Annotated in this window: 21 protein-coding genes; 12 read left to right on the top strand and 9 right to left on the bottom strand. The window is 62.0% G+C overall.

Annotation, left to right across the window (positions count from 1 at the left end; translation table 11 throughout):
- Nucleotides 1-51 precede the first annotated feature (51 nt).
- The 4 genes from pnp to rbfA form a co-directional block, all read right to left on the bottom strand.
- Complete coding sequence (gene pnp / locus OU993_RS07255) at nt 52-2,184, bottom strand: polyribonucleotide nucleotidyltransferase (RefSeq protein WP_268155770.1); 2,133 nt, start codon at nt 2,182-2,184, stop codon at nt 52-54.
- 364 nt (nt 2,185-2,548) lie between these two features.
- On the bottom strand, nt 2,549-2,818 hold the full coding sequence (gene rpsO / locus OU993_RS07250) for a 30S ribosomal protein S15 (RefSeq protein ID WP_215568120.1): 270 nt from the start codon (nt 2,816-2,818) through the stop codon (nt 2,549-2,551).
- 166 nt (nt 2,819-2,984) lie between these two features.
- Complete coding sequence (gene truB / locus OU993_RS07245; RefSeq protein ID WP_268155767.1) at nt 2,985-3,914, bottom strand: tRNA pseudouridine(55) synthase TruB; 930 nt, start codon at nt 3,912-3,914, stop codon at nt 2,985-2,987.
- Between the two features lie 24 nt (nt 3,915-3,938).
- The gene (gene rbfA / locus OU993_RS07240) at nt 3,939-4,352 is read right to left on the bottom strand and encodes a 30S ribosome-binding factor RbfA (protein WP_268155765.1); all 414 of its coding nucleotides are present in this window, start codon (nt 4,350-4,352) and stop codon (nt 3,939-3,941) included.
- Between the two features lie 454 nt (nt 4,353-4,806).
- Here rbfA and OU993_RS07235 point away from each other — a divergent pair, with 454 nt between their 5' ends.
- Together OU993_RS07235 and OU993_RS07230 are read left to right on the top strand one after the other, a co-directional pair.
- Entirely contained in the window at nt 4,807-5,895 is a 1,089-nt protein-coding gene (locus tag OU993_RS07235; RefSeq protein WP_268155763.1) for a DUF475 domain-containing protein, read from the top strand.
- A gap of 196 nt (nt 5,896-6,091) precedes the next feature.
- Entirely contained in the window at nt 6,092-6,850 is a 759-nt protein-coding gene (locus tag OU993_RS07230; protein WP_268155761.1) for a siderophore-interacting protein, read from the top strand.
- On the opposite strand, the gene OU993_RS07225 is transcribed toward OU993_RS07230, so the two are convergent.
- Nucleotides 6,851-8,575 (bottom strand): chemotaxis protein, encoded by a 1,725-nt coding sequence (locus OU993_RS07225; RefSeq protein WP_268155759.1) that lies wholly within the window; start codon nt 8,573-8,575, stop codon nt 6,851-6,853.
- Between the two features lie 297 nt (nt 8,576-8,872).
- On the opposite strand from OU993_RS07225, the gene OU993_RS07220 reads away from it, so the two are divergent.
- The 10 genes from OU993_RS07220 (at nt 8,873) to OU993_RS07175 (ending at nt 19,303) form a co-directional block, all read left to right on the top strand.
- A complete protein-coding gene (locus OU993_RS07220) occupies nt 8,873-9,202 on the top strand; it encodes an STAS domain-containing protein (RefSeq protein ID WP_268155757.1) in 330 nt (109 codons plus the stop codon).
- The gene (locus OU993_RS07215) at nt 9,199-9,567 is read left to right on the top strand and encodes a response regulator (RefSeq protein ID WP_268155755.1); all 369 of its coding nucleotides are present in this window, start codon (nt 9,199-9,201) and stop codon (nt 9,565-9,567) included. The genes OU993_RS07220 and OU993_RS07215 overlap by 4 nt, the downstream gene beginning before the upstream one ends.
- Nucleotides 9,564-11,672: a chemotaxis protein CheA gene (locus OU993_RS07210; RefSeq protein WP_268155753.1), complete on the top strand. Its 2,109-nt coding sequence runs from the start codon at nt 9,564-9,566 to the stop codon at nt 11,670-11,672. The genes OU993_RS07215 and OU993_RS07210 overlap by 4 nt, the downstream gene beginning before the upstream one ends.
- On the top strand, nt 11,669-12,184 hold the full coding sequence (locus OU993_RS07205) for a chemotaxis protein CheW (protein WP_268155751.1): 516 nt from the start codon (nt 11,669-11,671) through the stop codon (nt 12,182-12,184). Before OU993_RS07210 ends, OU993_RS07205 begins: the two co-directional genes overlap by 4 nt.
- 24 nt (nt 12,185-12,208) lie before the next feature.
- Nucleotides 12,209-13,903: a methyl-accepting chemotaxis protein gene (locus OU993_RS07200; protein ID WP_268155749.1), complete on the top strand. Its 1,695-nt coding sequence runs from the start codon at nt 12,209-12,211 to the stop codon at nt 13,901-13,903.
- A gap of 124 nt (nt 13,904-14,027) precedes the next feature.
- The gene (locus tag OU993_RS07195; RefSeq protein WP_268155747.1) at nt 14,028-15,959 is read left to right on the top strand and encodes a HAMP domain-containing methyl-accepting chemotaxis protein; all 1,932 of its coding nucleotides are present in this window, start codon (nt 14,028-14,030) and stop codon (nt 15,957-15,959) included.
- Between the two features lie 3 nt (nt 15,960-15,962).
- The gene (locus tag OU993_RS07190) at nt 15,963-16,451 is read left to right on the top strand and encodes a chemotaxis protein CheW (protein ID WP_268155745.1); all 489 of its coding nucleotides are present in this window, start codon (nt 15,963-15,965) and stop codon (nt 16,449-16,451) included.
- A gap of 11 nt (nt 16,452-16,462) precedes the next feature.
- Nucleotides 16,463-17,320 carry a CheR family methyltransferase gene (locus OU993_RS07185; RefSeq protein WP_268155743.1) on the top strand — a complete coding sequence of 286 codons (858 nt, stop codon included), beginning with the start codon at nt 16,463-16,465 and terminating at the stop codon, nt 17,318-17,320.
- Between the two features lie 6 nt (nt 17,321-17,326).
- Entirely contained in the window at nt 17,327-18,412 is a 1,086-nt protein-coding gene (locus OU993_RS07180; protein ID WP_268155741.1) for a protein-glutamate methylesterase/protein-glutamine glutaminase, read from the top strand.
- Nucleotides 18,413-18,604: 192 nt separating this feature from the next.
- Entirely contained in the window at nt 18,605-19,303 is a 699-nt protein-coding gene (locus OU993_RS07175; RefSeq protein ID WP_268155740.1) for a ParA family protein, read from the top strand.
- 46 nt (nt 19,304-19,349) lie between these two features.
- On the opposite strand, the gene ccoS is transcribed toward OU993_RS07175, so the two are convergent.
- From ccoS to ccoG, 4 genes are read right to left on the bottom strand one after another with little or no spacing between them, the layout of a single operon-like run.
- Nucleotides 19,350-19,517: a cbb3-type cytochrome oxidase assembly protein CcoS gene (gene ccoS, locus OU993_RS07170; RefSeq protein WP_268155738.1), complete on the bottom strand. Its 168-nt coding sequence runs from the start codon at nt 19,515-19,517 to the stop codon at nt 19,350-19,352.
- Nucleotides 19,514-21,814: a cation-translocating P-type ATPase gene (locus OU993_RS07165; protein ID WP_268155736.1), complete on the bottom strand. Its 2,301-nt coding sequence runs from the start codon at nt 21,812-21,814 to the stop codon at nt 19,514-19,516. Before OU993_RS07165 ends, ccoS begins: the two co-directional genes overlap by 4 nt.
- Nucleotides 21,811-22,305 (bottom strand): FixH family protein, encoded by a 495-nt coding sequence (locus OU993_RS07160; protein ID WP_268155734.1) that lies wholly within the window; start codon nt 22,303-22,305, stop codon nt 21,811-21,813. The genes OU993_RS07165 and OU993_RS07160 overlap by 4 nt, the downstream gene beginning before the upstream one ends.
- Nucleotides 22,305-23,909, bottom strand: a complete 1,605-nt coding sequence (ccoG, locus tag OU993_RS07155) for a cytochrome c oxidase accessory protein CcoG (protein ID WP_268155733.1) — start codon at nt 23,907-23,909, stop codon at nt 22,305-22,307. Before ccoG ends, OU993_RS07160 begins: the two co-directional genes overlap by 1 nt.
- Nucleotides 23,910-24,003: the final 94 nt, after the last annotated feature.

The following is a 24,003-nucleotide window of genomic DNA, read 5'->3' as shown; positions in this document are numbered from 1 at the left end:
AAAGGGCGCGGAAACCTCCCGCGCCCCAGGAACATGGAAAGCGTCGAAAGCTTATTCGGCGGCTTCGCCTTCAGCCTTCTTGATTTCCTGGCCGGTGGCCTGGTCAACGACCTTCATCGACAGGCGAACCTTGCCGCGCTCATCGAAGCCCATCAGCTTGACCCAGACCTTGTCGCCTTCCTTGACGACGTCGGAGGTCTTCGCAACACGCTCGGAAGCGAGCTGCGAGATGTGCACGAGGCCGTCGCGGGCGCCGAAGAAGTTGACGAAGGCGCCGAAGTCGGCGGTCTTGACGACCGTGCCTTCGTAGATGGCGCCGACTTCCGGCTCGGCCACGATCGAGTGGATCCACTTGCGGGCCGCTTCGATTTCCTTGCCGGAGGCAGAGGCGATCTTCACGGTGCCGTCGTCTTCGATGTTGATCTTGGCGCCGGTCTTCTCGACGATTTCGCGGATGACCTTGCCGCCCGAACCGATGACTTCACGGATCTTGTCGACCGGGATGTTCATCACTTCGATGCGCGGTGCAAATTCGCCGAGCTGGCCACGGCTCTCGGTGATGGCCTTGGCCATTTCGCCGAGGATGTGGTTGCGGCCGCCCTTGGCCTGGCTGAGCGCGACCTTCATGATCTCTTCGGTGATACCGGCGATCTTGATGTCCATCTGCAGCGAGGTGATACCGGCTTCCGTGCCGGCAACCTTGAAGTCCATGTCGCCGAGGTGGTCTTCGTCACCGAGAATGTCGGAGAGAACCGCGAAGCGATCGCCTTCCAGGATCAGGCCCATGGCGATACCGGCAACCGGCTTTGCCAGCGGAACGCCGGCGTCCATAAGAGCAAGCGAGGTGCCGCAGACGGTCGCCATCGAAGACGAGCCGTTCGACTCGGTGATTTCCGAGACGACGCGCAGCGTGTAGGGGAACTGTTCAGGCGTCGGCAGCATCGGGTGAATGGCGCGCCATGCAAGCTTGCCATGACCGATTTCGCGGCGGCCCGGGGAGCCCATACGACCGGTTTCACCGACGGAATAGGGCGGGAAGTTGTAGTGGAGCATGAACTGCTCCTTGTACATGCCCGTCAGGCTGTCGACATACTGTTCGTCTTCGCCGGTGCCGAGCGTCGCAACAACGAGCGCCTGGGTTTCACCGCGGGTGAAGAGGGCCGAACCGTGCGTGCGCGGCAGGATGCCGACTTCAGACACGATCGGGCGAACGGTTTCCAGATCGCGACCGTCGATGCGGCTCTTCGTGTCGAGGATGTTCCAGCGAACGATCTTCGCCTGCAGGTGCTTGAAGACGGCGCCAACGACTTCCGCCGTGTACTTGGCTTCGCCATCGGCCGGCAGGAAGTGAGCCTTCACCTTGGCCTTGACGGCATCGACGGCAGCGTAACGATCAGCCTTCTGGGTGATCTTGTAGGCGTCGCGCAGTTCGGCTTCGGCAAGCTTCAGCATTTCGGCTTCGAGTTCGGAATGATCTTCCGGCTCGAATTCGCGCGGTTCCTTGGCAGCCACTTCGGCGAGCTTGATGATCGCGTCGATGACCGGCTGGAAACCCTTGTGGCCGAACATGACGGCGCCGAGCATGACGTCTTCGTTCAGTTCCTTGGCTTCCGATTCAACCATCAGGACGGCGTCCTGGGTGCCGGCAACAACGAGGTCGAGGCTCGACTCGTCCATCTCGTCGAGATGCGGGTTCAGAACATATTCGCCGTTGATGTAACCAACGCGCGCACCGCCGACCGGGCCCATGAAGGGAACGCCGGAGAGCGTGAGAGCTGCCGAGGTTGCGACCATCGACAGGACGTCCGGGTTGTTTTCCAGGTCATGCTGGATAACGGTGACGACAACCTGCGTGTCGTTCTTGTAGCCTTCCGGGAAGAGCGGGCGGATCGGGCGGTCGATCAGGCGGGAAACGAGCGTTTCGTTTTCCGACGGACGGCCTTCGCGCTTGAAATAGCCACCCGGAATCTTGCCGGCGGCGTAGGTCTTTTCCTGGTAGTTGACGGTGAGCGGGAAGAAATCCTGGCCCGGCTTCGGCTCCTTGGCGGAAACGACGGTGGCCAGAACAACAGTCTCGCCATAGGTGGCGATGACGGCGCCGTCAGCCTGGCGGGCAACCTTGCCCGTTTCCAGCTTCAGCGGGCGGCCTGCCCATTCGATTTCGACGGAATGCGTATTGAACATGATTCAAGTCCTTCTTGCGCGGCGGCGACGCCTCTTCCGGAGAAGATGCGGGCTCTGGCCTGCGCTTGTGGTGACACGATCACGGGCAAGACAACGGGAGGCTTTCATCGGTCCGAACGCCTGTTCGAACACGCAAAAGGATGACCGGAGGAAACTATCCTGATCATCGCGCGCCGCATCGTCACTGCGGCGAAAGCATCCGGCAATCCTGCCCCATGACAGGTCATCGGTTACGTTTGGCAGGTCCGGCCCATCCGGGCCCGCCAGGAAAATTCGCCCGTCTCGGGCAGCATGTGGTCCGGACTGTCTCGCCCGGATGGACAACCGGCGGACAATCGACTGATCGCCCGCCGGATCGTTTGTCTTAGCGACGGATACCGAGGCTCGCGATGAGCTTCGTGTAGCGAGCTTCGTCCTTCTTCTTCAGGTAATCGAGAAGCGAACGGCGGCTCGAAACCATCTTGAGGAGACCACGACGCGAGTGGTTGTCCTTCTTGTGGCCCTTGAAGTGTTCGGTGAGGTTGTTGATCCGCTCGGTCAGGACAGCAACCTGGACTTCCGGCGAACCGGTGTCGCCTTCGACGGTTGCGTATTCCTTGATGAGGGCAGCCTTACGCTCTGCAGTGATCGACATCGGACAATCCTTTCTGATGTGAGGAATTGAGGGACGCCACAAGCCGGGATGTCGTCCAGCTTCGGCCATGAAAGCCAGGAGCGGCCCGCATTGCAGGCCGCCTAGCTGGCGGTGCGTATAACGCATCCGGCCAGTAATGGAAAGCGGAATGTTCTGCCGCGGTGTCTCAGACGAAAACCCGCTTCGGGCGGAATTCGCCCTCGCCGATCTCGCCGATCGCGACGAGTTTGCCGTCGGCGAGCGCCACGGCCTCCGGTTCTGCCACGGGCGCATCGCGGCCGCGCAGGATGATCGGATTGCCCATGCGCAGGCGATGGGCCTGATCACCGGTGATGCGGATCTGCGGCAGGGCCGACAGCGCCTCGCTGGTATCGACGAGGAAAGCATCGAGTGCCGCCAGCCGCTCGTCGCGGTCTTCGATCTCTTCGAGCGCCACCAGATCCGCCAGCGGCACCATCGTCTCTTCGGCGAAGGGGGCGACGAAGGTGCGGCGAAGGCCCGAGATATGGCCAAAACAGCCGAGTTCGCGGCCGAAATCACGCGCCAGCGAACGCACATAGGTGCCCTTGCCGCATTCGACTTCAAAGAAGGCCCGGTCGGTCTCGACCTTCAGCAGCGTCAGCCGATGGATTTCCACCTCGCGCGACGGGATCTCCACCGTCTCGCCGTCACGGGCGAGATCATAGGCGCGTTCGCCGCCGATCTTGATGGCGGAAAACTGCGGCGGAATCTGGCTGATAATGCCGGTGTAACGCGGCAGCAGCGCGCGGATGTCGTCTTCGCCCGGACGGTTCGTCGAGGTTTCCGTCACCTCGCCTTCCAGATCGTCCGTCGAACGTTCTTCGCCCCAGGTCACGGTGAATTCGTAGATCTTGCGGCCGTCCATCACGTAAGGCACGGTCTTTGTGGCATCACCGAGCGCGATCGGCAACATGCCGGAGGCCAGCGGATCGAGCGTGCCGGCGTGCCCCGCCTTCTGGGCGTTGAACAGCCACTTGATCTTGCCGACGGCTTCGGTGGAGCCGAAATCGACCGGCTTGTCGAGGATCAGCCAGCCGGAAACCGGCCGGCCCTTGGGTTTGCGGGGTTTGGACATGTTACTCTTGTCTTGTCAGTCTTGTCAGTCTTGTTCGTCTGAACCGGTCTCGCCGGCAAGATCGCGCTGCACTTCGGGGGAACGCAGCAGCTCGTCGATCTTCTTGTAATTGTCGAAGCTGGTATCGTCGCGGAAACGCACTTCCGGCATGTATTTCATCTGGCGCAGCTGGCCGCCCAGCCGGCCACGGATGAACTTTGCGTTGCGGTTCAGCGCTTCGATCACCTTGGCATGGTCCGACACACCGAGCGGCGTCACATAGGCGGTCGCGATCTTCAGATCCGGCGACATGCGCACTTCGGAGACGGAGATGACGGTCTTCTCGATCAGGTCGTCGCGCACTTCGCCGCGCTGGAGCACCTGGGTGATTGCGGCGCGAACCTGTTCGCCAACACGCAGCATGCGCTGCGACGGCGCAGAGGATGTAGCTTTGCTCATTGTTGTTTTTCTTTCCTTCGGGCCAATCTTCAGGTCGGCAGAATAACAGAAACCAGACCAGATGGCGCGGGCAGGCGTGCTCCATGCCCTCAGTTGCGGCAAAGGTCAAGGTTTGCGCCGGTTTCAGGCGGAATTCTTCAACCAAGACGGCCTTTTTACACCCATCGCACGCTGCACCCGCACGGATGATCTTGACCTTTGGCAAGAATCCGCCATTTTCCCGGTGTCTCCCCGAACAAGACCGATACCGGGGATGGAACACTGGTGCCGGGCCCCTCTGGCGAGAGTTTTTACGGCGCTCTCGCGATGTCGGTACCGCCTGCAAATCGAGCCGGCGGATTGAAGCAAACATGAAGCCTACCATCCTGATACCGGGTGCACCCTTTGGCGTGCGGCCCTTTTTCGCATTGAACCTCAAAACATCTGACACCGCTTGCCACGGGGAGGTCTCAGCATGAGCCAGACCCCCTCCTCGAACAGCACGCTCGGCTATTTTCGCTGGGCCTTTATCGTCACCGTCATCGGCCTGATCCTCGGCGGTGTGCTCGGCTGGCAGTCGAGCGGCACGATCGGCGGTATGCTGACCGTCTTTTTCATCTGTGCGGTGCTGGCGGTTCTCGAAATCTCGCTGTCCTTCGACAATGCCATCGTCAACGCGAACAAGCTGAAGGACATGACGCCGGTCTGGCAGCAGCGCTTCCTCACCTGGGGCATCCTGATTGCCGTCTTCGGCATGCGCATCGTCTTCCCGCTGCTGATCGTCGTCATCGCCGCCGGCATCGGCCCGATCGATGCGATCATGCTGGCTGCCGCACGGCCGGAGGAATATGCGCGCATCATGCATGAGGCGCATCTGCCCATCGCCGCCTTTGGCGGCACCTTCCTGATGATGGTGGGCCTCACCTTCTTCTTCAATCACGAGAAGGATGTGCACTGGGTCGAGGTGATCGAAAGCCGCGTGGCGCGTTTTGCCACGATCAAGGGCGTCGAAATCGCCTTCGTGCTGTTGCTGATCATGCTGTTCTCGCAGCTGCTGCCGGAAGCGGAGGCCTCCACCTTCGTTCACGCGGCCGTCTACGGACTCCTGACCTTCCTTTTGGTGGAAGTGCTGGGCGGCGCGCTCGATGCCTCGCAAAAGGCGATGAGCGAAGCGGCGAAGGGCGGACTTGGCGCCTTCATCTACCTCGAAGTGCTGGATGCCAGCTTCTCCTTCGACGGCGTGATCGGCGCCTTTGCACTCACCCAGAACCTCTTCATCATCGCCATCGGTCTCGGCATCGGCGCCATGTATGTCCGCTCCATGACCATCATGCTGGTGGAGAAGGGCACGCTCGCCGAATACCGTTATCTGGAACACGGCGCCTTCTATGCCATCCTGATCCTGTCGGTGATCATGTATGTGCAGACGCTGGTGCATATTCCGGAAGTCATCACCGGTCTCGGTGGAGCCGGCCTCATCGGCCTGTCGCTCTGGTCGTCTATCCGCCACAACCGGATGGAACGCCAGCATGCGGAAGATCTGGAACTGCGACGAAGCGTGTAAGCCCGGTCATCATCGGTCGAGAACCGGAAGAGACAGGCCCTTCGGGGCCTGTCTTGCGTTCCGGGCCATAACGTCGCTTGTCAGGCAGGCCTGGCGCACAAAAAGATGACTTTAACCAGAAGGAATAAAGCGCTATCCAGCATCCATGCTAGATGGCCGCCCTGGGAGCGGTCCCCCTATGGAACAGGAGCACAGGATGGATCAGCCCGCTCACCCCGCAGCGCAACCGCCCCGCCAGCGCCCGCAGCTTCCCGCCTGGACGCTGACGGTCACCGATGCCTTCGATATCTCGAGCGGCATGCGCAGGGTTCTCTTCACCACCGACCGCGTCGCGGACTTTTCCTACAAACCCGGACAGGACATCGTCTTCTTCCTGCCGGATCCGTCCGGCGAACACGGTCGGCGCCATTATACCATTCGCAGTTTCGACCGTCAGACCGGTGAAATCGCCGTCGATTTCGTCATGCACGGGGCGACGCTCGGACCGAGTTTCGCGCGAAACGCCAAGGCTGGCGATACGGTGGAGGTCAAGGGCCCGCGCGGACGCATCGTCTTCAACCCGGAGGCCGACTGGCATCTGTTGACCGGCGACGCGACCTGCATTCCCGGCATTCTGCACATTCTGGAGGAATTGCCGGTGGGTGCGCGGGCCTTCGCTTTCATCGAGGTGCAGGATTCCTCCTGGCAGCAGGGCTTCGAAACGAAGGGCGATGTGGCGATCGAGTGGATCCATCGTGGCGAAACGCCGGCCGGACCGAGCAGCATCATGCTCGACCGTATTGCCGCCTTCGGCCTGCCCGAAGGCCGCGGCCAGGCACTGATCATCGGTGAAACCAGCAATGTGCGTGCCCAGCGCCATCACCTGATTGCCCGCGGCCTTGCGCGCGAGCAGATCGCCTCGGAAGGCTATTGGCGTCCTGGCCGCAATGGCGGCCATGATCACGTCGACGACTGATCAGAACAGCGCGGCATCCAGATCGTCGTCGGAGAGCACCGTCAGCGGTGCCTCTTCCGGCGCAACGGTGCCGAGGATTGCCGCGTGCAGTTCGCGTTCGGAGGCCATGGTGTAGAGCCGGTTGATGCGCGGGCCGAGGACGGCGATGGCCGCTTCGAGACCCTCCGCACTGAGGCTTTGTGTCGGATCGAGGCGGATGTCTTCAGCGCAGCGGCGCAGGACCTCGCCAAGATCCGCCTGGAAATCCAGTTTTGCGAGCGCGGCGTTCATCTGCTCGATTCCGCGCTGGCCTTCGCCACTCATCTGATGCAGATCCGACTCGATCCGATTGCAGACAGAGCGAATACGCTGCAGCGCGTTGTCCAGGCGGGTATCGAGACTGTTCATGTCGACGAGATCCTGCGGCTCGTCGATCAGCGCCTGCGCTGCCGTTTCCAGACCCTTCAATTCACCGACGATCTTTTCGGCGACCTCGTCCAGCTGACCGGCAAAAATGCGCAGTTCGGCGGTGACCACATTGATCGCCTTGCCTTCTTCGCCAATCTTGCCGCAGCGCAGGTTGGTGTTGAGCGCCATGTAGTGAATGTCGCCGCGCACCACCTGAACAAGGCTGATGCCGTCGAGCAGGGTTTGCACGGTGCTGAGGATCTGCCGGGTCATTTCCGCAGCCGCGGCGGCCACCTTTTCGATTTCACCCACCGCCTCGCGCGCTTCCGTCACACAGGCCTCCAGGCTGCGCATGGAAAAGGCATCCTCGCCCTCGCCTTCACCCATCATCGACCGCTGGATGTCGTTGATCTGGAGGAGATCGGAGCGGAAACTGGTGATCGTGTCGATGATCTTGCCGGTGTCGCGGTCGAAATCGCGGCGTGACTGGTCCAGTTGGGCGGCAACAAGGCTGGCAATGAGATTGGAGAGCCGCGCGCGCTGCTCGTCCGTCAGCGCATTGGCCTCGGCCGATGCCAGGTAGTCTGCCAGATGTTCGAAACTCGCCTGGCAGTGTTCGATCCGCTGGCGTGTGATGTCGCCAACCTGCATGGAGGACAGGACCGCTGCGAGCTTGTTCTGCACCCCCATCGCGATCCGCTTGACCTCGGCCGCACGTTTGGCCAGCGTCTCGCCCTGCAGGCGCAACTGGTCCATGCCCCCGGTCAGTCCGTCGATGATCCTGGGCACGGTCTGCCCATAACGGTTGACGATGCTGTCTCCCTTGGCGATCACCGGCCCGATGCCGGCGCCGAGCTGTGTCAGGCTGTCGGAGAAGCGGTTGACCTGGTCACTGCCCTCCTGGATCCTCTGCAGGATCTCCTCCGCAAATCCGGCAAAATCGGAAATGCCGGCCCCGGTGATCTTTGCCGTGACCGCAAAGGTCCGCAGATAACGCAGCGTTTCCTGCATGCTCGAGACATGCGGGCGCACCAGCCGTTCGGTGGCGGCAATCTCGCGGAACTGGATCTGACGCGAGGCTTCCGTCTGAGTGAGGGAGGAAAGCGCGGCCGCCGTCGTTCCAAGTTCCTGCAGGGTGGCGCCTGCCGTTTCCTCGTCCAGCGAATTGGTCAGCGTATCCAGCGACGAAATCATCTTGTTCAGCACGTCGAGCACCGACAGAAGCACAGCGCCGCCATCCAGGAAACGCTGTTCGATGCGGGAGCGCGCCTCTTCCATACGTGCGGCAGAAGCATGCGACCAAGTGTCGGTCTGGGCAATCTTTGCACTCAATGCCACTGAATGGCCTCCGCTATCTTTGGTTGCATTTCATCCGGTTGTGTTTTGCGCATCCGCAGAACGGAAACACCTGCCGGCGCACGCCGATACATTGGAAGTAGTAGCGCGTGCATATTAAGAAGTTGCAAAAATAACAGGCAAATGAATGCCTCTGGTTAAGTTTCCATTATCGATGGGCCAAGTTACCGAATTCATAATTCAAAACCAGTAAAAACTGGTCCCGATATTTTATGGCCTTGTTAATTATGATGCCGCATCTTTGCCGTGTAACTCATCAACTCATCGGCGGACGACAACGTGCAATCTTCTGTTACCGGGCCCTTTACATGTGAGCTGAGCGATCCCCTGACGGTTCGTTTTGTTGGCGGGCATCAGGAGGCATTGCTTGGTGCGCTTCTTGGTCATGAGAACGTTGAGATATCGGTTTCGTCCGATCTGGTGTGTGATCTGAGTTTTCTTCAACTTTTGGAATCAGCCCGTGTTTATGCGGGCACGGCCGGTCGTGTTGTTCGTCTGTCGCGTGCGGCGGACGGGAACCTTTTGGATCTTCTCGAGCGATCCGGGTTTCTGTCTGGCATGACGGCGGAGGATCGTCGCTTCTGGCTTCACGAAGGAGTAATGCCATGAACGCCCGCATTTTGACCGTCGACGATTCCGCCAGCATCCGGCTGACCACGCGTGTCGCCTTGTCCAATGCCGGTTATGCCATCACCGAGGCGGTGGATGGCATGGACGGGCTCAGCAAGCTGAAGGGCGGCCAGTTCGATCTGGTGGTGACGGACCTGAACATGCCCAACATGGACGGTCTGACGATGATCCGCGAGCTGCGCAAGATCCCGTCCTGCATGGGGGTTCCGGTGATCTTCCTGACGACGGAATCCGACAACGAGCTGAAACAGCAGGCGAAGTCTGCCGGGGCGACCGGCTGGCTGACCAAGCCGTTTGACCCGGAAAGCCTGGTCAAGATCGTCAAGAAGGTGCTTGGCCGATGAGTTTCCCAGATCCGATTGCCGTCTTCCGCACCGAGGCCGCCGAACTGCTGGAGCAGGTGGAATCGGGTCTTCTGGATCTCAACCACGATCTCTCCGACAAGGAGCAGGTGGATGCGGTCTTTCGCGGGCTGCATACGCTGAAAGGGTCCGGGGCCATGTTCGGCTTCGAGGCGCTGGCGGCCTTCACCCATCATTGCGAGACGGCCTTCGACCAGGTGCGCAAGGGCATCGTGCCGGCAACCCATGATCTGGTGACCGCCGTCCTTGGCGCCACCGACCACATGCGGGCCTTGATCGAGGTGCCGGGCGGTGATCATGACGCCGTCAGCGAGACGCTTCTGTCGCGTCTGCGTGCCGCCGTCGCCGCCGCCGGTCATCCGGCAGGGGCGACACCTGCCGCCCATGCTGGTCCTGTCGCATCATCGGCCGCATCGCCGGCCGCACCGGTCGAGGCCGCCTCGGCGGCTGGGCAAAAATCCGCCACCACCACTTACAGGATCCGCATCGGCCTGCCGCAGAACGCCATGGCGAACGGCACCAATCCGGTCGGGCTTCTGGACGAGCTTGCCGAGCTTGGCACGGCGACCATCCGCGCCGATCTCAGCCGCATTCCGGCGATCGATGATCTGATTGCCACCGATCTTTATGTCCGCTGGGACGTCGAGCTTGTCACCGACAAGCCGCGTTCGGCGATCGACGACGTGTTCATCTTCGTCATGGACGAGATGGAGCTTGTGGTGACGGTCGTCGAGCCGGGGGCCGCCCCGGCTGCGGTTGCCGCTGCTGCAACTCCTGCGGCGCCCGCAGCCTCTCTACCATCTGCTGCCCCGCCGGCCCCGGCCGCCCCGGTTGCCGCGCCGGTTGCCGCGCCGGCCACGCCCGCCGCTTCTGGCCGCGGTGCGCCGCAGGCCGACGCCAAACAGCAGAAGGCCGCGGAAAATGTCCGCGTGCCGGCCGAACGCCTCGACGAACTGATGGACCGTGTCGGCGAACTGGTGATTGCCCAGTCGCGCCTCAGCCAGCTGGCCGGCTCTAGCGGCGACCTGATGCTGCGCGCCGTCTCGGAAGATGTGGAGCGCCTGTCGGGCGAGCTGCGCGACACGATGATGGTGCTGCGCATGGTGCCCGTTGCCCAGCTCTTCGGCCGTTTCCGCCGCCTCGTGCATGATCTTGCCATCGAGACCGGCAAGGCGATCGAGCTCGTCACCGAAGGCGAGACCACCGAGGTCGACAAGAGCGTCATCGAACGGCTGGCCGATCCGCTCGTGCACCTGGTGCGCAATTCCTGCGACCATGGCCTGGAAAGCGCCGACGAGCGCCGCGCCGCCGGCAAGTCGCCGACCGGTCGCATCTTCCTCTCCGCCCGCCAGCAGGCCGGCGAGGTGATCATCACCATCAAGGACGACGGCCGCGGCATCAACCGCGAGCGGGTGCGCGCCAAGGCGGAAAGTTCCGGCCTGATCGCGCCCAATGCCAGCCTCTCCGACCAGGAACTCCTGCAGCTGATCTTCCAGCCCGGTTTCTCCACCGCCCAGCAGGTGACGAACCTGTCTGGCCGCGGTGTCGGCATGGATGTGGTCAAGCGCACCATCGATGCGCTGCGCGGCACGATCAACGTCGTCTCCAAACCCGGCGAAGGCTCCGAGATCTCGCTGGCCATCCCGCTGACGCTTGCCATCATCGACGGCCTGCTCGTGCGGGTCGGGACGGGCCGTTACGTCATCCCGCTCTCGGCGGTGGAAGAATGCCTCGAGCTTTCCGTCGAGGAGGACATGCGCTCGCGCGGCCGCAGCTTCATCTCGCTGCGCGACAGCCTGGTGCCCTTCATCCGCCTGCGCGACCTCTTCGAGACCGGCACCAAACCCGATCCCTTCCAGAAGGTGGTGGTCATCTCCACCGGCGCCGAACGCGTCGGCCTCGTCGTCGACCAGATCATCGGCGACCACCAGACGGTGATCAAGGCGATGTCCAAGCTGCATCATGACGTGGTGACCTTCTCGGGCGCCACGATCCTCGGCGACGGTGGTGTCGCCCTAATCCTCGATGTCGCCCATCTGGTGGCGGCCGGTCAGCAACAGGAGGCGCATTTGCGCGCGGCAGGATGAGCGAAGCATTGCGCAAACTACCCGAACACCTCTGGGAAGGCCGCGAGGAACTGGAAGTCCTCACCTTCGAAATCGCCGGCGAAATGTTCGCGCTCGAAGCGGTCCACGTCCAGGAAATCCTCGACCTCCTGCCGGAAACGGCCGTGCCGGGCGCCAAACCCTTTGTCGCCAGCGTCATCAACTTCCGCGGCAAGGTCATCCCGCTCGCCGACATAAGGCTCGCCTTCGGCATGGAGGCGACCACCACCACCATCGACAGCCGCATCATCGTCATCGAACTCGACATCGATGGTGAGGCAACACTGACCGGCATCCGCACCGACAAGGTGCACGAGGTCACGACGCTTGAAAAATCCCATGGCGAACCGCCGCCCAGCGTCGGCATGCGATGGAGACCGGACTTCATCGACTGCCTCGTCCGAAGACACGGCGAGTTCATCATCATTCCAAATCTCAAAACAATCTTCTCCGCTCAGAATGAGCGGAACTCACAGCATGCCCAGCAGGGCTGAACGCGACGTCAAGGGGGTTATACCATGCGTGCAACCATTAAATTGAAACTGGCGGTGGCTTTCGGCTTTGTCATCGCCATGCTGATTGCCATTGCGACGCTCGGCGTCTTCAGTCTGGGCAATCTGAATGCGACGTTGGAAAACGTTGTCGAAGGTCCGGCCACGCGGCTCAACCTGGCGCAAACCATGAACAATGCGCAGTTGCAGCAGCTTCGTCAGCAGAAGAACATGCTGCTCGCCACCGATATGAAGGCGGTCAATGAGTACGCGACCACGGCCGCAGCCTACCGGAAGGAATTCGACGATGCCTACCAGGCCGTCCTTCTGCTGGCGACCGAACAGGGCAAGGTTCTGTGGAACAAGCTCAACACCTTCGAAATCGAATATCGTAAGCAGGACGACCAGATCAAGAACCTGATCCTGTCCGGTGACCGTGAGGGGGCTCTGCGCATCTCGACCACCGAGAACCGCGCGACGGTCAATGAAATCGACAAGCTGCTGACGGAAGTCGTCGAGCTGGAAAGCTCGCGTCTGAAGGAAGCCAAGCTTGCGGCTGGCGAGGATTATCGCACGACGCGTCTCATCGTCCTGTCGGTTGCCGGTGGTGCCCTTCTGATCGCCGTCATTGCCGCCATCTGGATTGCCATGTCGATCAACCGCGGCCTTCGCACTGCCGTCACCGCCGTGCAGAACATCGCGGACGGTGATCTGACCACGACGGCAACGATCACCACACGCGATGAGATCGGCGAACTCCTGGGTTATGTCAACGCGATGATCGAGCGCCTGCGCGGTGTTGTCGGCGATGCCGTCTCCGCCTCCGACAATGTCTCGTCCGGCAGCCAGGAACTCTCGGCAAGTTCGGAGCAGCTTTCCCAGGGCGCGACCGAACAGGCCTCTGCCGCCGAACAGGCCTCCGCTTCGATGGAAGAAATGGCCGCCAACATCAAGCAGAATGCCGAAAACGCCGCCCAGACGGAAAAGATTGCCCGCCAGTCCTCGCGGGATGCTGAAACCTCGGGCCAGGCCGTCAACAAGGCCGTCGGTGCGATGCGGACGATTGCCGAAAAGATCTCGATTGTGCAGGAAATTGCCCGTCAGACCGACCTTCTGGCCCTGAACGCTGCGGTCGAGGCGGCGCGTGCCGGCGAACACGGCAAGGGTTTTGCGGTCGTCGCGTCCGAAGTCCGCAAGCTTGCCGAACGCAGCCAGGCCGCTGCCGCCGAAATCTCGGCTTTGTCGGGTGATACCGTGCAGGTCGCGACCGAGGCCGGTGAGATGCTGAACCGCTTGGTGCCGGATATCCAGAAGACCGCGGAACTCGTCTCGGAAATCTCGGCTGCCTGCCGTGAACAGGATATCGGTGCGAGCCAGATCAACGAGGCGATCCAGCAGCTCGACCGCGTGACGCAGCAGAACGCGTCGGCGTCGGAAGAAATGTCGGCGACCTCGGAAGAACTTGCCGCCCAGGCGGAAGAACTGCAGGCCTCCATCGCCTTCTTCCGCGTCGAACGGGCCAAGGTTGCACGGGCGCCGATGAAGGCCCAGGCTGCTCCGGCCGCCGTGAAGAGGGCACCGTCGCCGAGACCGGCCGCCGCGCCGGCTCGCCCATCGGCCAATAGCGTTGCCGCCCAGCAGGCACGTGTCCAAGGCTTCGCGCTCGATCTCTCGATGGGCGGACCGGACGACGATGATGCTGCATTCCGCCAGAGTGCCTGACGAGATGGAGCATCCCGACATCGTCGGGATGCTCCATTAGTGGTTTCTAAAATCTTTGCCGATACTTCTCTTGAAGGAGCGGTCGTTTCAAGCGGAATATTTGGGTTCCGTGGAAGGTTACAAGATGCGCTTTACGATCAAATTGAAATTAGCTGTCGCATTCGGGCTGATCATCTGCCTGGCGGGAGCCATGTCCCTATTGTCCGTCACGAACCTGTCGTCGCTCAACAGCGCGATCACCGACATCGTCAAGGGCCCGGCCGAAAACCTGCGTGATTCCAGCCGGTTGTCCAAGGCGGTCCTGATGAGCATTCGCGCCGAAAAGAACGCCATCATCAACACCGATCCGGCCAAAATCGTCGAGTATGTCCGCGAGGCGAACGAGGAGCGGGCGACCGTTGAGAAGTCCCTCAGCCTGCTGAGCGATAGCCGTGATGCCGCAATCCTGCAGAGCATCAGCGAATTCCGCAGTTCGTTCCAACGCTTCGTGCGTATTCAGGACGAGGTCCTGAAGCTTGCGACCGAAAACACGTCCGACAGCAATCGCAAGGCCGGGGAACTCTCGATGGGAGAGGGAGCCATGGTCGCCAACGCGCTGTTGCAGGCTGTCGCGAACCTGGACAAATCCGTCGCCGATGACCTTGCAGAGACCGACGAGAGCACCAATCAGCTGTATGCATTGTCGCGAACGGTCCTGCTTACCGGCGCGGGGATTTTGCTGATCGGCTCGATCGCGGTTGCGACCTGGCTCGCCGCAAGCATCAACCGCGGTCTGAACGCCATCAAGGACGTGACCAGTGCCGTGGCGATCGGGGACCTGCACAAGGAGGTCACCATCCGGACCAATGACGAAATCAAGGATGTCGTCGATACCGTCAATATCATGACGGCCAATCTGCGCCAGACGGCTGCCGCGGCCGACCGGATTTCGCTGGGAGATGTCAGCGTCTCCGTCAAGCCGCTCTCGGACAAGGATACGCTCGGCATTTCGATGGCGCAGATGGTCCAGTACCTGCAGCAGACCGCCGCGCTGGCAACCACCATTTCCGAAGGCGACCTGACCGTCACCGCCCGCCGGCAATCCGATGCGGACGCGCTTGGCATTGCGCTGGAGAACATGGTGGAGCGCCTGCGCAGCGTGGTCGGCGATGCCCTGGCCGCCTCCCATAACGTTTCGTCCGGCAGCCAGGAACTCTCGGCAAGTTCGGAGCAGCTTTCCCAGGGCGCGACCGAACAGGCCTCTGCCGCCGAACAGGCCTCCGCTTCGATGGAAGAAATGGCCGCCAACATCAAGCAGAATGCCGAAAACGCCGCCCAGACGGAAAAGATTGCCCGCCAGTCCTCGCGTGATGCCGAGACCTCGGGCCAGGCCGTCAACAAGGCCGTCGGTGCCATGCGCACGATCGCGGAGAAGATTTCCATCGTCCAGGAAATCGCCCGTCAGACGGATCTGCTGGCTCTGAACGCTGCGGTCGAAGCGGCGCGTGCCGGCGAACACGGCAAGGGTTTTGCGGTTGTCGCATCCGAAGTGCGCAAGCTTGCCGAACGCAGCCAGGCGGCCGCGTCTGAAATCTCGGCACTCTCCGGTGACACCGTCCAGGTGGCGACCGAGGCGGGCGAGATGCTGAACCGCTTGGTGCCGGATATCCAGAAGACCGCCGAACTCGTTTCGGAGATTTCGGCTGCCTGTCGCGAGCAGGATATTGGTGCGAGCCAGATCAACGAGGCGATCCAGCAGCTTGACAAGGTGACGCAGCAGAATGCCGGTGCCTCGGAAGAGATGTCGGCCACCTCGGAAGAACTTGCCGCCCAGGCGGAAGAACTGCAGGCTTCGATCGCCTTCTTCCGTGTGGAACGGGCCAAGTCTGCCCGGTCGACCACGAAGGCTGCTCCGGCGGTTGCAAATAAGGCATCCGCGGGCCAGCCGGCTGCCGGGTTCTCCCGCGGGTCCAACAACAGCATTGCCACGCAGCAGGCGCGCGTGAAAGGGTTTGCCCTTGATCTTTCGATGGGCGGACCGGATGACGATGACCTCAACTTTCGGGAAAGTGCCTGAACCATGTCAACAGCCTCAGAAGCACAGTTCGTGACATTCAGCCTCGGCGAAGAGATCTTCGCCGTGCCGGTCGACGTGGTCCGGGAGATCCTGGACCACGAGGATCCGTTCAAGATCCCGCATGGTCCCGACTACCTTCTCGGTCTTCGCGACGTGCGCGGCCAGGGCGTACCCGTCATCGATCTGCGCCTGAGGCTCGGCATGAGCCGCACCGAAAAGACGCCACACACGCGTATCCTGGTGCTCGACGTGCCGGTGGAGGGCCGGGTCCTGGCGCTCGGGCTGGTGGCTGACAGGGTCTACGAGGTCGTGCCGTTCCAGAGCGGCCAGATCGAGGATGCCCCGGACATCGGCATCCGCTGGCGTTCCGACTACATCGCCGGCGTCGTGCGCCGCAACGGCGGCTTCGTCGTCATCATCGATCTCGCCCGCCTTTTCTCCGATTCGGGCGCAGCCCTTTCCGGCTTCGGGAAGACGCAGAACGTCGCATGAGGAGTTCCCGCGTGGCAACAAGCAATGCAGTGGTCCATCAACCGATTGATGATCGATTGAGCAAGCGGAATTTCGACCGCCTGGGTGCCTACATATACAAATACAGCGGCATCAAGATGCCGATCACCAAGGTGACGATGCTGGAAGGGCGACTGCGCAAACGTCTGCGCGCAACCGGCATCGAGACCTTTAATGCCTATTGCGACTATCTGTTCGAGCACAATGGCCTGGAAACGGAATCCATCTACCTGATTGACGCGGTCACCACGAACAAGACCGATTTCTTTCGCGAGCCGAAACACTTCGAATATCTGGCGGAAAAGGCCATACCCGATCTCCTTGCTCAGGGGCATCGGCAATTGAAGGTGTGGAGTTCCGCCTGTTCAACGGGGGCCGAACCCTTCACACTGGCCATGGTCCTGCAGGAATTCATGGAGGGTAAGCCGGATCTCTCCTTCAAGGTGATTGCGACTGACCTGTCGACGGAGGTCCTGCAAACGGCAAGGCGCGCGGTCTACACGCGCGACATGATCGAACCCGTTCCGCGGCCTCTGCGCCGGAAATACGTGATGGAGGCCGTCGATCCGCGCCGCAGCGAGGTCCGCATCGCGCCGCACCTGCGTCGGCATGTGGGGTTCGGACGCTTGAACCTGATGGATGACACCTATCCGGTCGACGAGATGCAGCATGTCATCTTCTGCCGCAATGTGTTGATCTATTTCGACAAGCAAACTCAGTTGCATGTTCTGTCCCGTCTTTGCGATTGCTTAGTGCCTGGCGGCTATCTTTTCATAGGTCATTCGGAAACGGCTTCCGGTCTCAGCCTGCCGATCAAACAGGTGGCCAACACGGTCTTCAAACGGGTGTAGCGCATCATGCAAAAACCAAAGATCCGGGTTCTTATTGTCGATGATTCGGCGAGCATCCGCCAAACGTTGACACAAATCCTCTCTCAGGATCCCGAGATCGAGGTCATCGGCGTTGCCTCCGATCCCTTTGCTGCCGCCAAGAAGATCCGCGAGGAAATCCCGGACGTTATTACGCTGGACGTCGAGATGCCGCAGATGGACGGCATCACCTTTCTGCGCAAGCTGATGTCGCAACACCCGATTCCGGTCGTCATGTGTTCCTCGCTGACGGAAGAGGGTTCGGAAACACTGCTTCAGGCGCTTGATGCGGGTGCAATCGACATCATTCTGAAACCGAAGATCGGTGCCGCAGATCATCTGGCCGAGAGTTCGGAACGGGTATGCAATGCCGTGAAGGGTGCGGCGCGTGCGCGCATGGGAAAACTCCGCCGTTTCAGACCGAAGTCCGAAATGGTCCAGGCCAAGCTGACCGCCGATGCGGTTCTGCCGCCGCCGCGGGCCGGCGCCATGGCCAAGACGACGGAAATGGTCGTCTGCGTTGGCGCCTCCACGGGGGGGACGGAAGCGCTTCGGGAGCTTCTGGAGGCGCTGCCGGCCAATGCGCCGGGCTTGGTCATCGTTCAGCACATGCCGGAAACCTTCACCGCTGCCTTTGCCAAGCGCCTGAACGGCCTGTGCGAAGTGGAGGTCAAGGAGGCGGTCAATGGCGATCCCGTTTTGCGCGGCCATGTGCTGATTGCGCCGGGTGACAAACACCTTCTCCTGGAACGGCGTGGCGCCCGATACGAGGTGAGCGTCCGCGAGGGGCCGCTCGTTTCGCGCCATCGCCCGTCTGTCGATGTGCTGTTCCGGTCCGCGGCGCGTTGCGCCGGTGCCAATGCCATGGGCGTGATCATGACCGGCATGGGCGATGATGGTGCCCGCGGCATGGAGGAAATGCACCAGGCGGGAGCCTTCACCCTTGCCCAGGATGAAGCGACATCCGTGGTTTTCGGCATGCCGAAGGAGGCGATAGCCAGAGGAGGCGTCGACCGGGTCGTGCCCCTGCAGCAGATCGCCCAGGAGATCATGGCGGCCGATCGCCGTCACTGAGCCCGCCGTCGGCGGTTGTGGCCCAGGCCCTTGCAGATGATGGTACAACTTCAGGCCGAAAATTGCCGCGGCAAGGCCAGCATCCACGTCCGGCTTTTCCGGTTTATTAACCATGTTGCAGAAGAATGAAGGGGCACGATCTCAGTGCCGAGTGAGAGCGATTTACGGCTCGCGAACCTTCAGGGACCGGACATGCCCGTCATTACCTTCGCCAATACCAAGGGAGGCGCCGGCAAGACCACCGCCGTGCTTCTGCTTGCAACAGAGCTTTCCCGTATGGGTCATCGCGTCACCGTGCTGGATGCGGATCCGCAGTTCTGGATGTCCCGGTGGTACGATCTGTCTCAGCCCCTGCCGCGGCTCACCGTCATTCCCTATGTCACGCAGGCCTCTATCGACCGGCATCTGCAGGAAATGGCCTCCGCAACCGACTATTTCCTGATCGACCTTCCGGGTGCCCGCAGCCCGCTTCTCGCCAAGGCGATCGGTCTGTCCGATCACGTGCTGATCCCGATCCAGGGCTGCGCCATGGATGCGCAAGGGGGCGCGCACGTGCTGGAACTTCTGCAGTATCTGGACGCCAAGCTCGGCCTGAAGGTGCCGCATTCGGTCGTTCTCACCCGCGTCAATTCCATGGTGACGACCCGTGCCCTGCTCGCCGTGAAGGGCTTGCTGGCGCAGCGTAATGTCGACGTGCTGAACACGCCGATCATCGAGCGCGCTGCCTTCCGCGATGTCTTCGATTGCGGTGGAACGCTCTACACGATGAGCGCGGATCGGGTGAGCAACCTGGACAAGGCTCGCGAAAATGCCCGGCTTTACGCCGAAGAGATCATCCGCCGGGTTCCGGCCGTGGCGGTAAAGCCCCGGATGGCCCAATCGGCCGCCTGATCGGCGCATCCATGAATTTCGACAAAGGGGGCTGATGCGGGTGTCATCAGCCCTTTTTGCGTTTGTCCTTTGGCAGGTCTTCGTCATTGAGGACACGCCAGGCGGCGCCGTCCAGGTCGTCATATTGCCCACTTCTCAGCGACCACAGAAAGGCGCCAAGCCCCAGTCCGCCCAGGAACAGTGCGATCGGGATGAGGTAAATGAGCATATTCATGCAGCTTGCGCCTTCGTGCCGAGATTTGCGCCGTCACGACGTTGCGGATCGGCAAGTCCGATCGCTGCGCTGCGGATTTGGTTGAGACGCAGGGCATTCACGACGACGATCATCGACGAGGTTGACATCGCCACCGCCGCAATGAGCGGCGTGGCATAACCGGCAATGGCAATCGGCACTGCAATCACGTTATAGCCGATGGCGAGCGCGAAATTCTCGCGAATGAGCCGACCGGCGCGGCGCGATACATCGATCGCCAGCGGAACGGCGCCAAGGCTCTCATGCATGAAGACGAAATCGGCGGCCTGGCGGCCGATATCCGCTGCCGTGGCTGGCGCCATCGACACATGGGCCGCACTGAGCGCCGGCGCATCATTGATTCCATCGCCCACCATCAGCACCTTATGGCCCTGGTGTGCGAGATCCTGGATGGCGTCTGTCTTGCCGCGCGGGGAAAGCTCCGCCTTCCAGTTCACGATTCCGAGACGGGCAGCGAGCCGCGCCACGACGCCCTGTCGGTCGCCGGACAGGATGCCGAGCGTGTAGCCTTTTTCCGACAATTCGCGTGTCGCCTCTTCGGCACCTCGGCGGACCTGATCCTCGAAGGTGAAGCAGGCCAGTTCGCGACCGTCGAGGGACAGGACGACTTCGGAGACGTCGTCTTTATCCGCGGTGCTGTTGCCCGGGCAGGCGAAGATCCGTTTACCGAGGCGCGCCTCGCCCTCTGCCAGACGCGCCACGAGCCCTTCGCCCGGCCGTTCCTCCACCGTGGCAAGGACCGGGCTCGGGCCACGATGCGCCGCATAGATCGCCTGCGACAGGGGATGGCGGGAAGAGGAGGCAAGCGCTGCCGCCAGCGCCAGATGGGCGGGAAGACCGCTCGACTGCAGCAGCCGGGGCGTTCCGAGCGTCAGGGTTCCGGTCTTGTCGAAGACGACCGTATCGGCCTCCGCCAGGCGCTCCATGGCCGAGCCGTCCTTCACCATGATGCCGTTGCGGAACAGGCGTCCGGCGGCAACGACCTGCACTACGGGTACGGCGAGGCCGAGTGCGCAGGGGCAGGTGATGATGAGAACCGCAATCGCGATCAGCAGCGCCTGTTTCCAGTCTCCGCCACCGATCCCCCAGCCCAGAAAGGTCAAAAGCGCCAGAAGGTGGACCGCAGGCGAATAGATGGTCGCCGCGCGGTCGGCGATGCGCCGGTAACGGGCGCGTCCGCCCTCGGCGGCTTCCATCAGGGAAATCACCTCGGCCAGGAAGGAATCCCGTGCACTCGCGGTCGCACGGACCATCAGACCGCCGGTGAGGCTGACGGTTCCGGCCTGGACAGGATCTTCCGGTTCGACCGCAACGGGTGCGCTTTCGCCATTGACGATGGAGAGATCGAGATCGCTTCGTCCCTGGATGACGATGCCATCGACGGGGATACGGTCACCGGCCGCAACGGCAATGACATCACCCGGAACGACGTCCCGTACGGGGCGATACTCGCGGCTGCCATCCGGCTGAACGACCAGCGCCCCGCGCGGCGCCAATCGGGCAAGGCCGGTCACTGCTGAGCGGGCACGGTCGCGCATGATGTGGTCCAGCGTGCGGCCGATCAGCAGGAAGAACAGGAGCGAGGCCGTCGCATCGAACCAGACATGTTCGCCGCGGTGGATCGTCTCCCACAGGGAGACCGCGTAGGAGAGCGTGATCGCGAGCGCGATTGGCACGTCCATGTTGGTGCGTCCACTGCGCAGCGCCGCAAAGGCGGACCGATAGAAGAAGCGACCGCCATAGACGAGTGCCGGTGCCGCGATCATCGCCGAGATCCAGTGGAAGAGGTCGCGCGTCGAGGCGTCCGCCCCGGACCAGACGGAGACCGACAGCAGCATGATGTTGGCAGCAGCAAATCCGGTGACCGCGACCCCCCGGATCAGCTGGGTCTTCAGCTGGTCCGCCTCGTCCGCTTCCGTCGAAAAGAGGTGGGCATCGTAGCCGGTGGCGCGGCGGATGACATCGGCGAAATCCGCAGGATTGGTAGGGGCCTCTTTCGGGCCGGCCTGCCAGACGATCGACACCCGTTTCGTCGACAGGTTGACGCGCGCCTTGGTAACGGCCGGCAGCCGGCCGAGCGCGCTTTCCACCGCGGAAATGCAGGCCCCGCAATGGACGCCCGGCACGCTGAGATCCGTCTGCAGCAGACCGTTGCCGAGATCGCGGCTTGCCAGCAACAATTCTTCACGCGACGGCAAGCCGTGCGCGGCACGCTCGATCTCCAGGGACGATTCGGTTCCCGGCGCGCAGCAACTCATTGTCCGTCCCCGATCACCGCGATGCGCTGGGTGTGATGCAGGATCCGCTGATCGTCGCGAAGCGCCGAGATCTCGACGATCCAGTGACCCGGCAGGACCTCTCGGCTCGCCTCGAAAAGACCGTCGCCGAGATCAGAAAGCTGAACCTGAAAATCCTGGTGATCGCCAACCGGCCGCCGGAAGCTCGCGGTGACCCGATCGGCAAGCACGGGCCTCCCCGTGGCATCGGCGATCGCGTAGCGGACAACGCCGTCTTTTACCGTGAGGCTGCCGGAAATGCCGCTGCCATTCAGCTTACGGGCTTCGGCGACCTTGGTGTTGAACTGCTGGCTCGCGACATAGGTGTTTTCCACCACGATGCCGCTCCAGCTGTGGATCGCCTGATAGGCCATGAAGAAGTTGACCGAGATGATGGTGCCGAAGAAGAGGCAGATCACGCCCAGCATATGCCAGCCGGTAAAGACGAATTCCTTGGCCTGACGGGTGCTCATCACTTGGCTCCGGGTGTGTAGAAGGTGGCGTTGTAGACGTCGCGCTCGTGGCTGGAACGGTCTTCGGCAATGAAGCGGAAGCCTTCCCGTGCGTCCTCGACGGCATGTTTGGGCAGCGTCACGAAGACCTTGAGCGTGGTGGCCTTGTCCGGTTCCACCGGGATTGCGAAGACGCGGTCGGAATAGTCGCTCGACACTTGCGGGATTTTCATCTCGGCCGTGCTGAGCCCCTGCATCGACAACAGGATCGTCCGTTTTTCGGGGATCATGTTCAGCAGGCGGATGGTGTAGCCGTTGCGGATCGAGCCGTCCGATTCCACCACGAACTGCGGATTGCGGTCGTGGACGACATTGACCTCCAGACGGTCGCGACTGAGCAGTGCGACGATGAGGCCGATGCCGACGGCGCTCCACACGCCCATGTAGACGAGCGTGCGCGGGCGGAAGATGACGCGCCAGTTGAAATGGCGCACCTTGTCGCTGAAGCTGCCATCGTCGCTGCGCACGCGCTTCGGATCGATCGAGGTGCGCCCGTTGTCGGTGGCGAGCGCCATGTTCGACTGGTATTCGTTGAGGGTCGCATACGCGATGAGGCCGCGTTCGCGTCCCAGCTTGTCCATGACCCCGTCACAGGCATCGATACAAAGCGCGCAGGTGATGCAGGCAAGCTGCTGGCCGTCGCGAATGTCGATGCCCATGGGACAGACGGCGACGCAGGCATTGCAATCGACGCAGTCGCCGACGACCTGATTGGCGCTCGCCGCCTTCTTGGCGTGTTTGCCGCGCGGCTCGCCACGCCAGTCGTTATAGGTCACGACGAGCGAGTTCTCGTCCAGCATGGCACCCTGGATGCGTGGCCAGGGGCACATGTAGATGCAGACCTGTTCGCGCATCAGGCCGCCCAGCACATAGGTCGTGGCGGTCAGGATTGCGACGGTGGAGTAGGCCACGTAGTTCGCCTGTCCGGTGACGAAATCGAAGGCGAGAGAAGGGGCGTCGGCAAAATAGAAGATCCAGGCGCCGCCGGTGGCAACCGCGATCGCAAGCCAGGTTGCATGCTTTGCTACGCGCTTCCACAGCTTGGACAGGCCCCAAGGGGCAGTTTCCAGCTTCATGCGGGCATTACGATCGCCTTCAATGAACCGTTCGACGGCCATGAAGAGATCGACCCACACCGTCTGGGGACAGGTATAACCGCACCAGGCCCGTCCGACGGCGGATGTCACCAGGAAAAGGCCGAAGCCGGCCATGACGAGAAGGCCCGCGACGAAGAAGAACTCCTGCGGCCAGATCTCGATGAAAAAGAAATAGAAGCGACGGCCGGCCAGATCCACCAGCACGGCCTGGTCCGGCGCATAGGGGCCACGGTCCCAGCGGATCCAGGGCGTCAGATAATAGATGCCAAGCGTCACGGCCATGACCAGCCACTTGAACCGCCGGAACTGCCCTTCGACCCGCTTGGGAAAGATCTTCTCGCGCGCCGAATACAGAGGCTCGGGATTGGGAGAGGCGGACGGAGAGGACTGGCCCGTCACCCTCGCATCGGTTCCCGGCTGGCCGGCGCCGGCGTCGATATGTTCAGAATGTGCGGTTTCGAGTGACATGGGTTTCCATCCTTGATCACCGAAACCCTGCCTCCAAAATGCCTGTTATTCCTTGATGGAAATCAATCCTCGAGGTGCGACCTTTGCGCCCAAT

Source organism: Rhizobium sp. SL86, from assembly GCF_026672545.1.
In the GTDB taxonomy this organism is placed as follows: Bacteria; Pseudomonadota; Alphaproteobacteria; order Rhizobiales; family Rhizobiaceae; genus Neorhizobium.
Note: the sequence above shows the minus strand (reverse complement) of the source record. Positions and strands in the feature narration are given on the sequence as shown.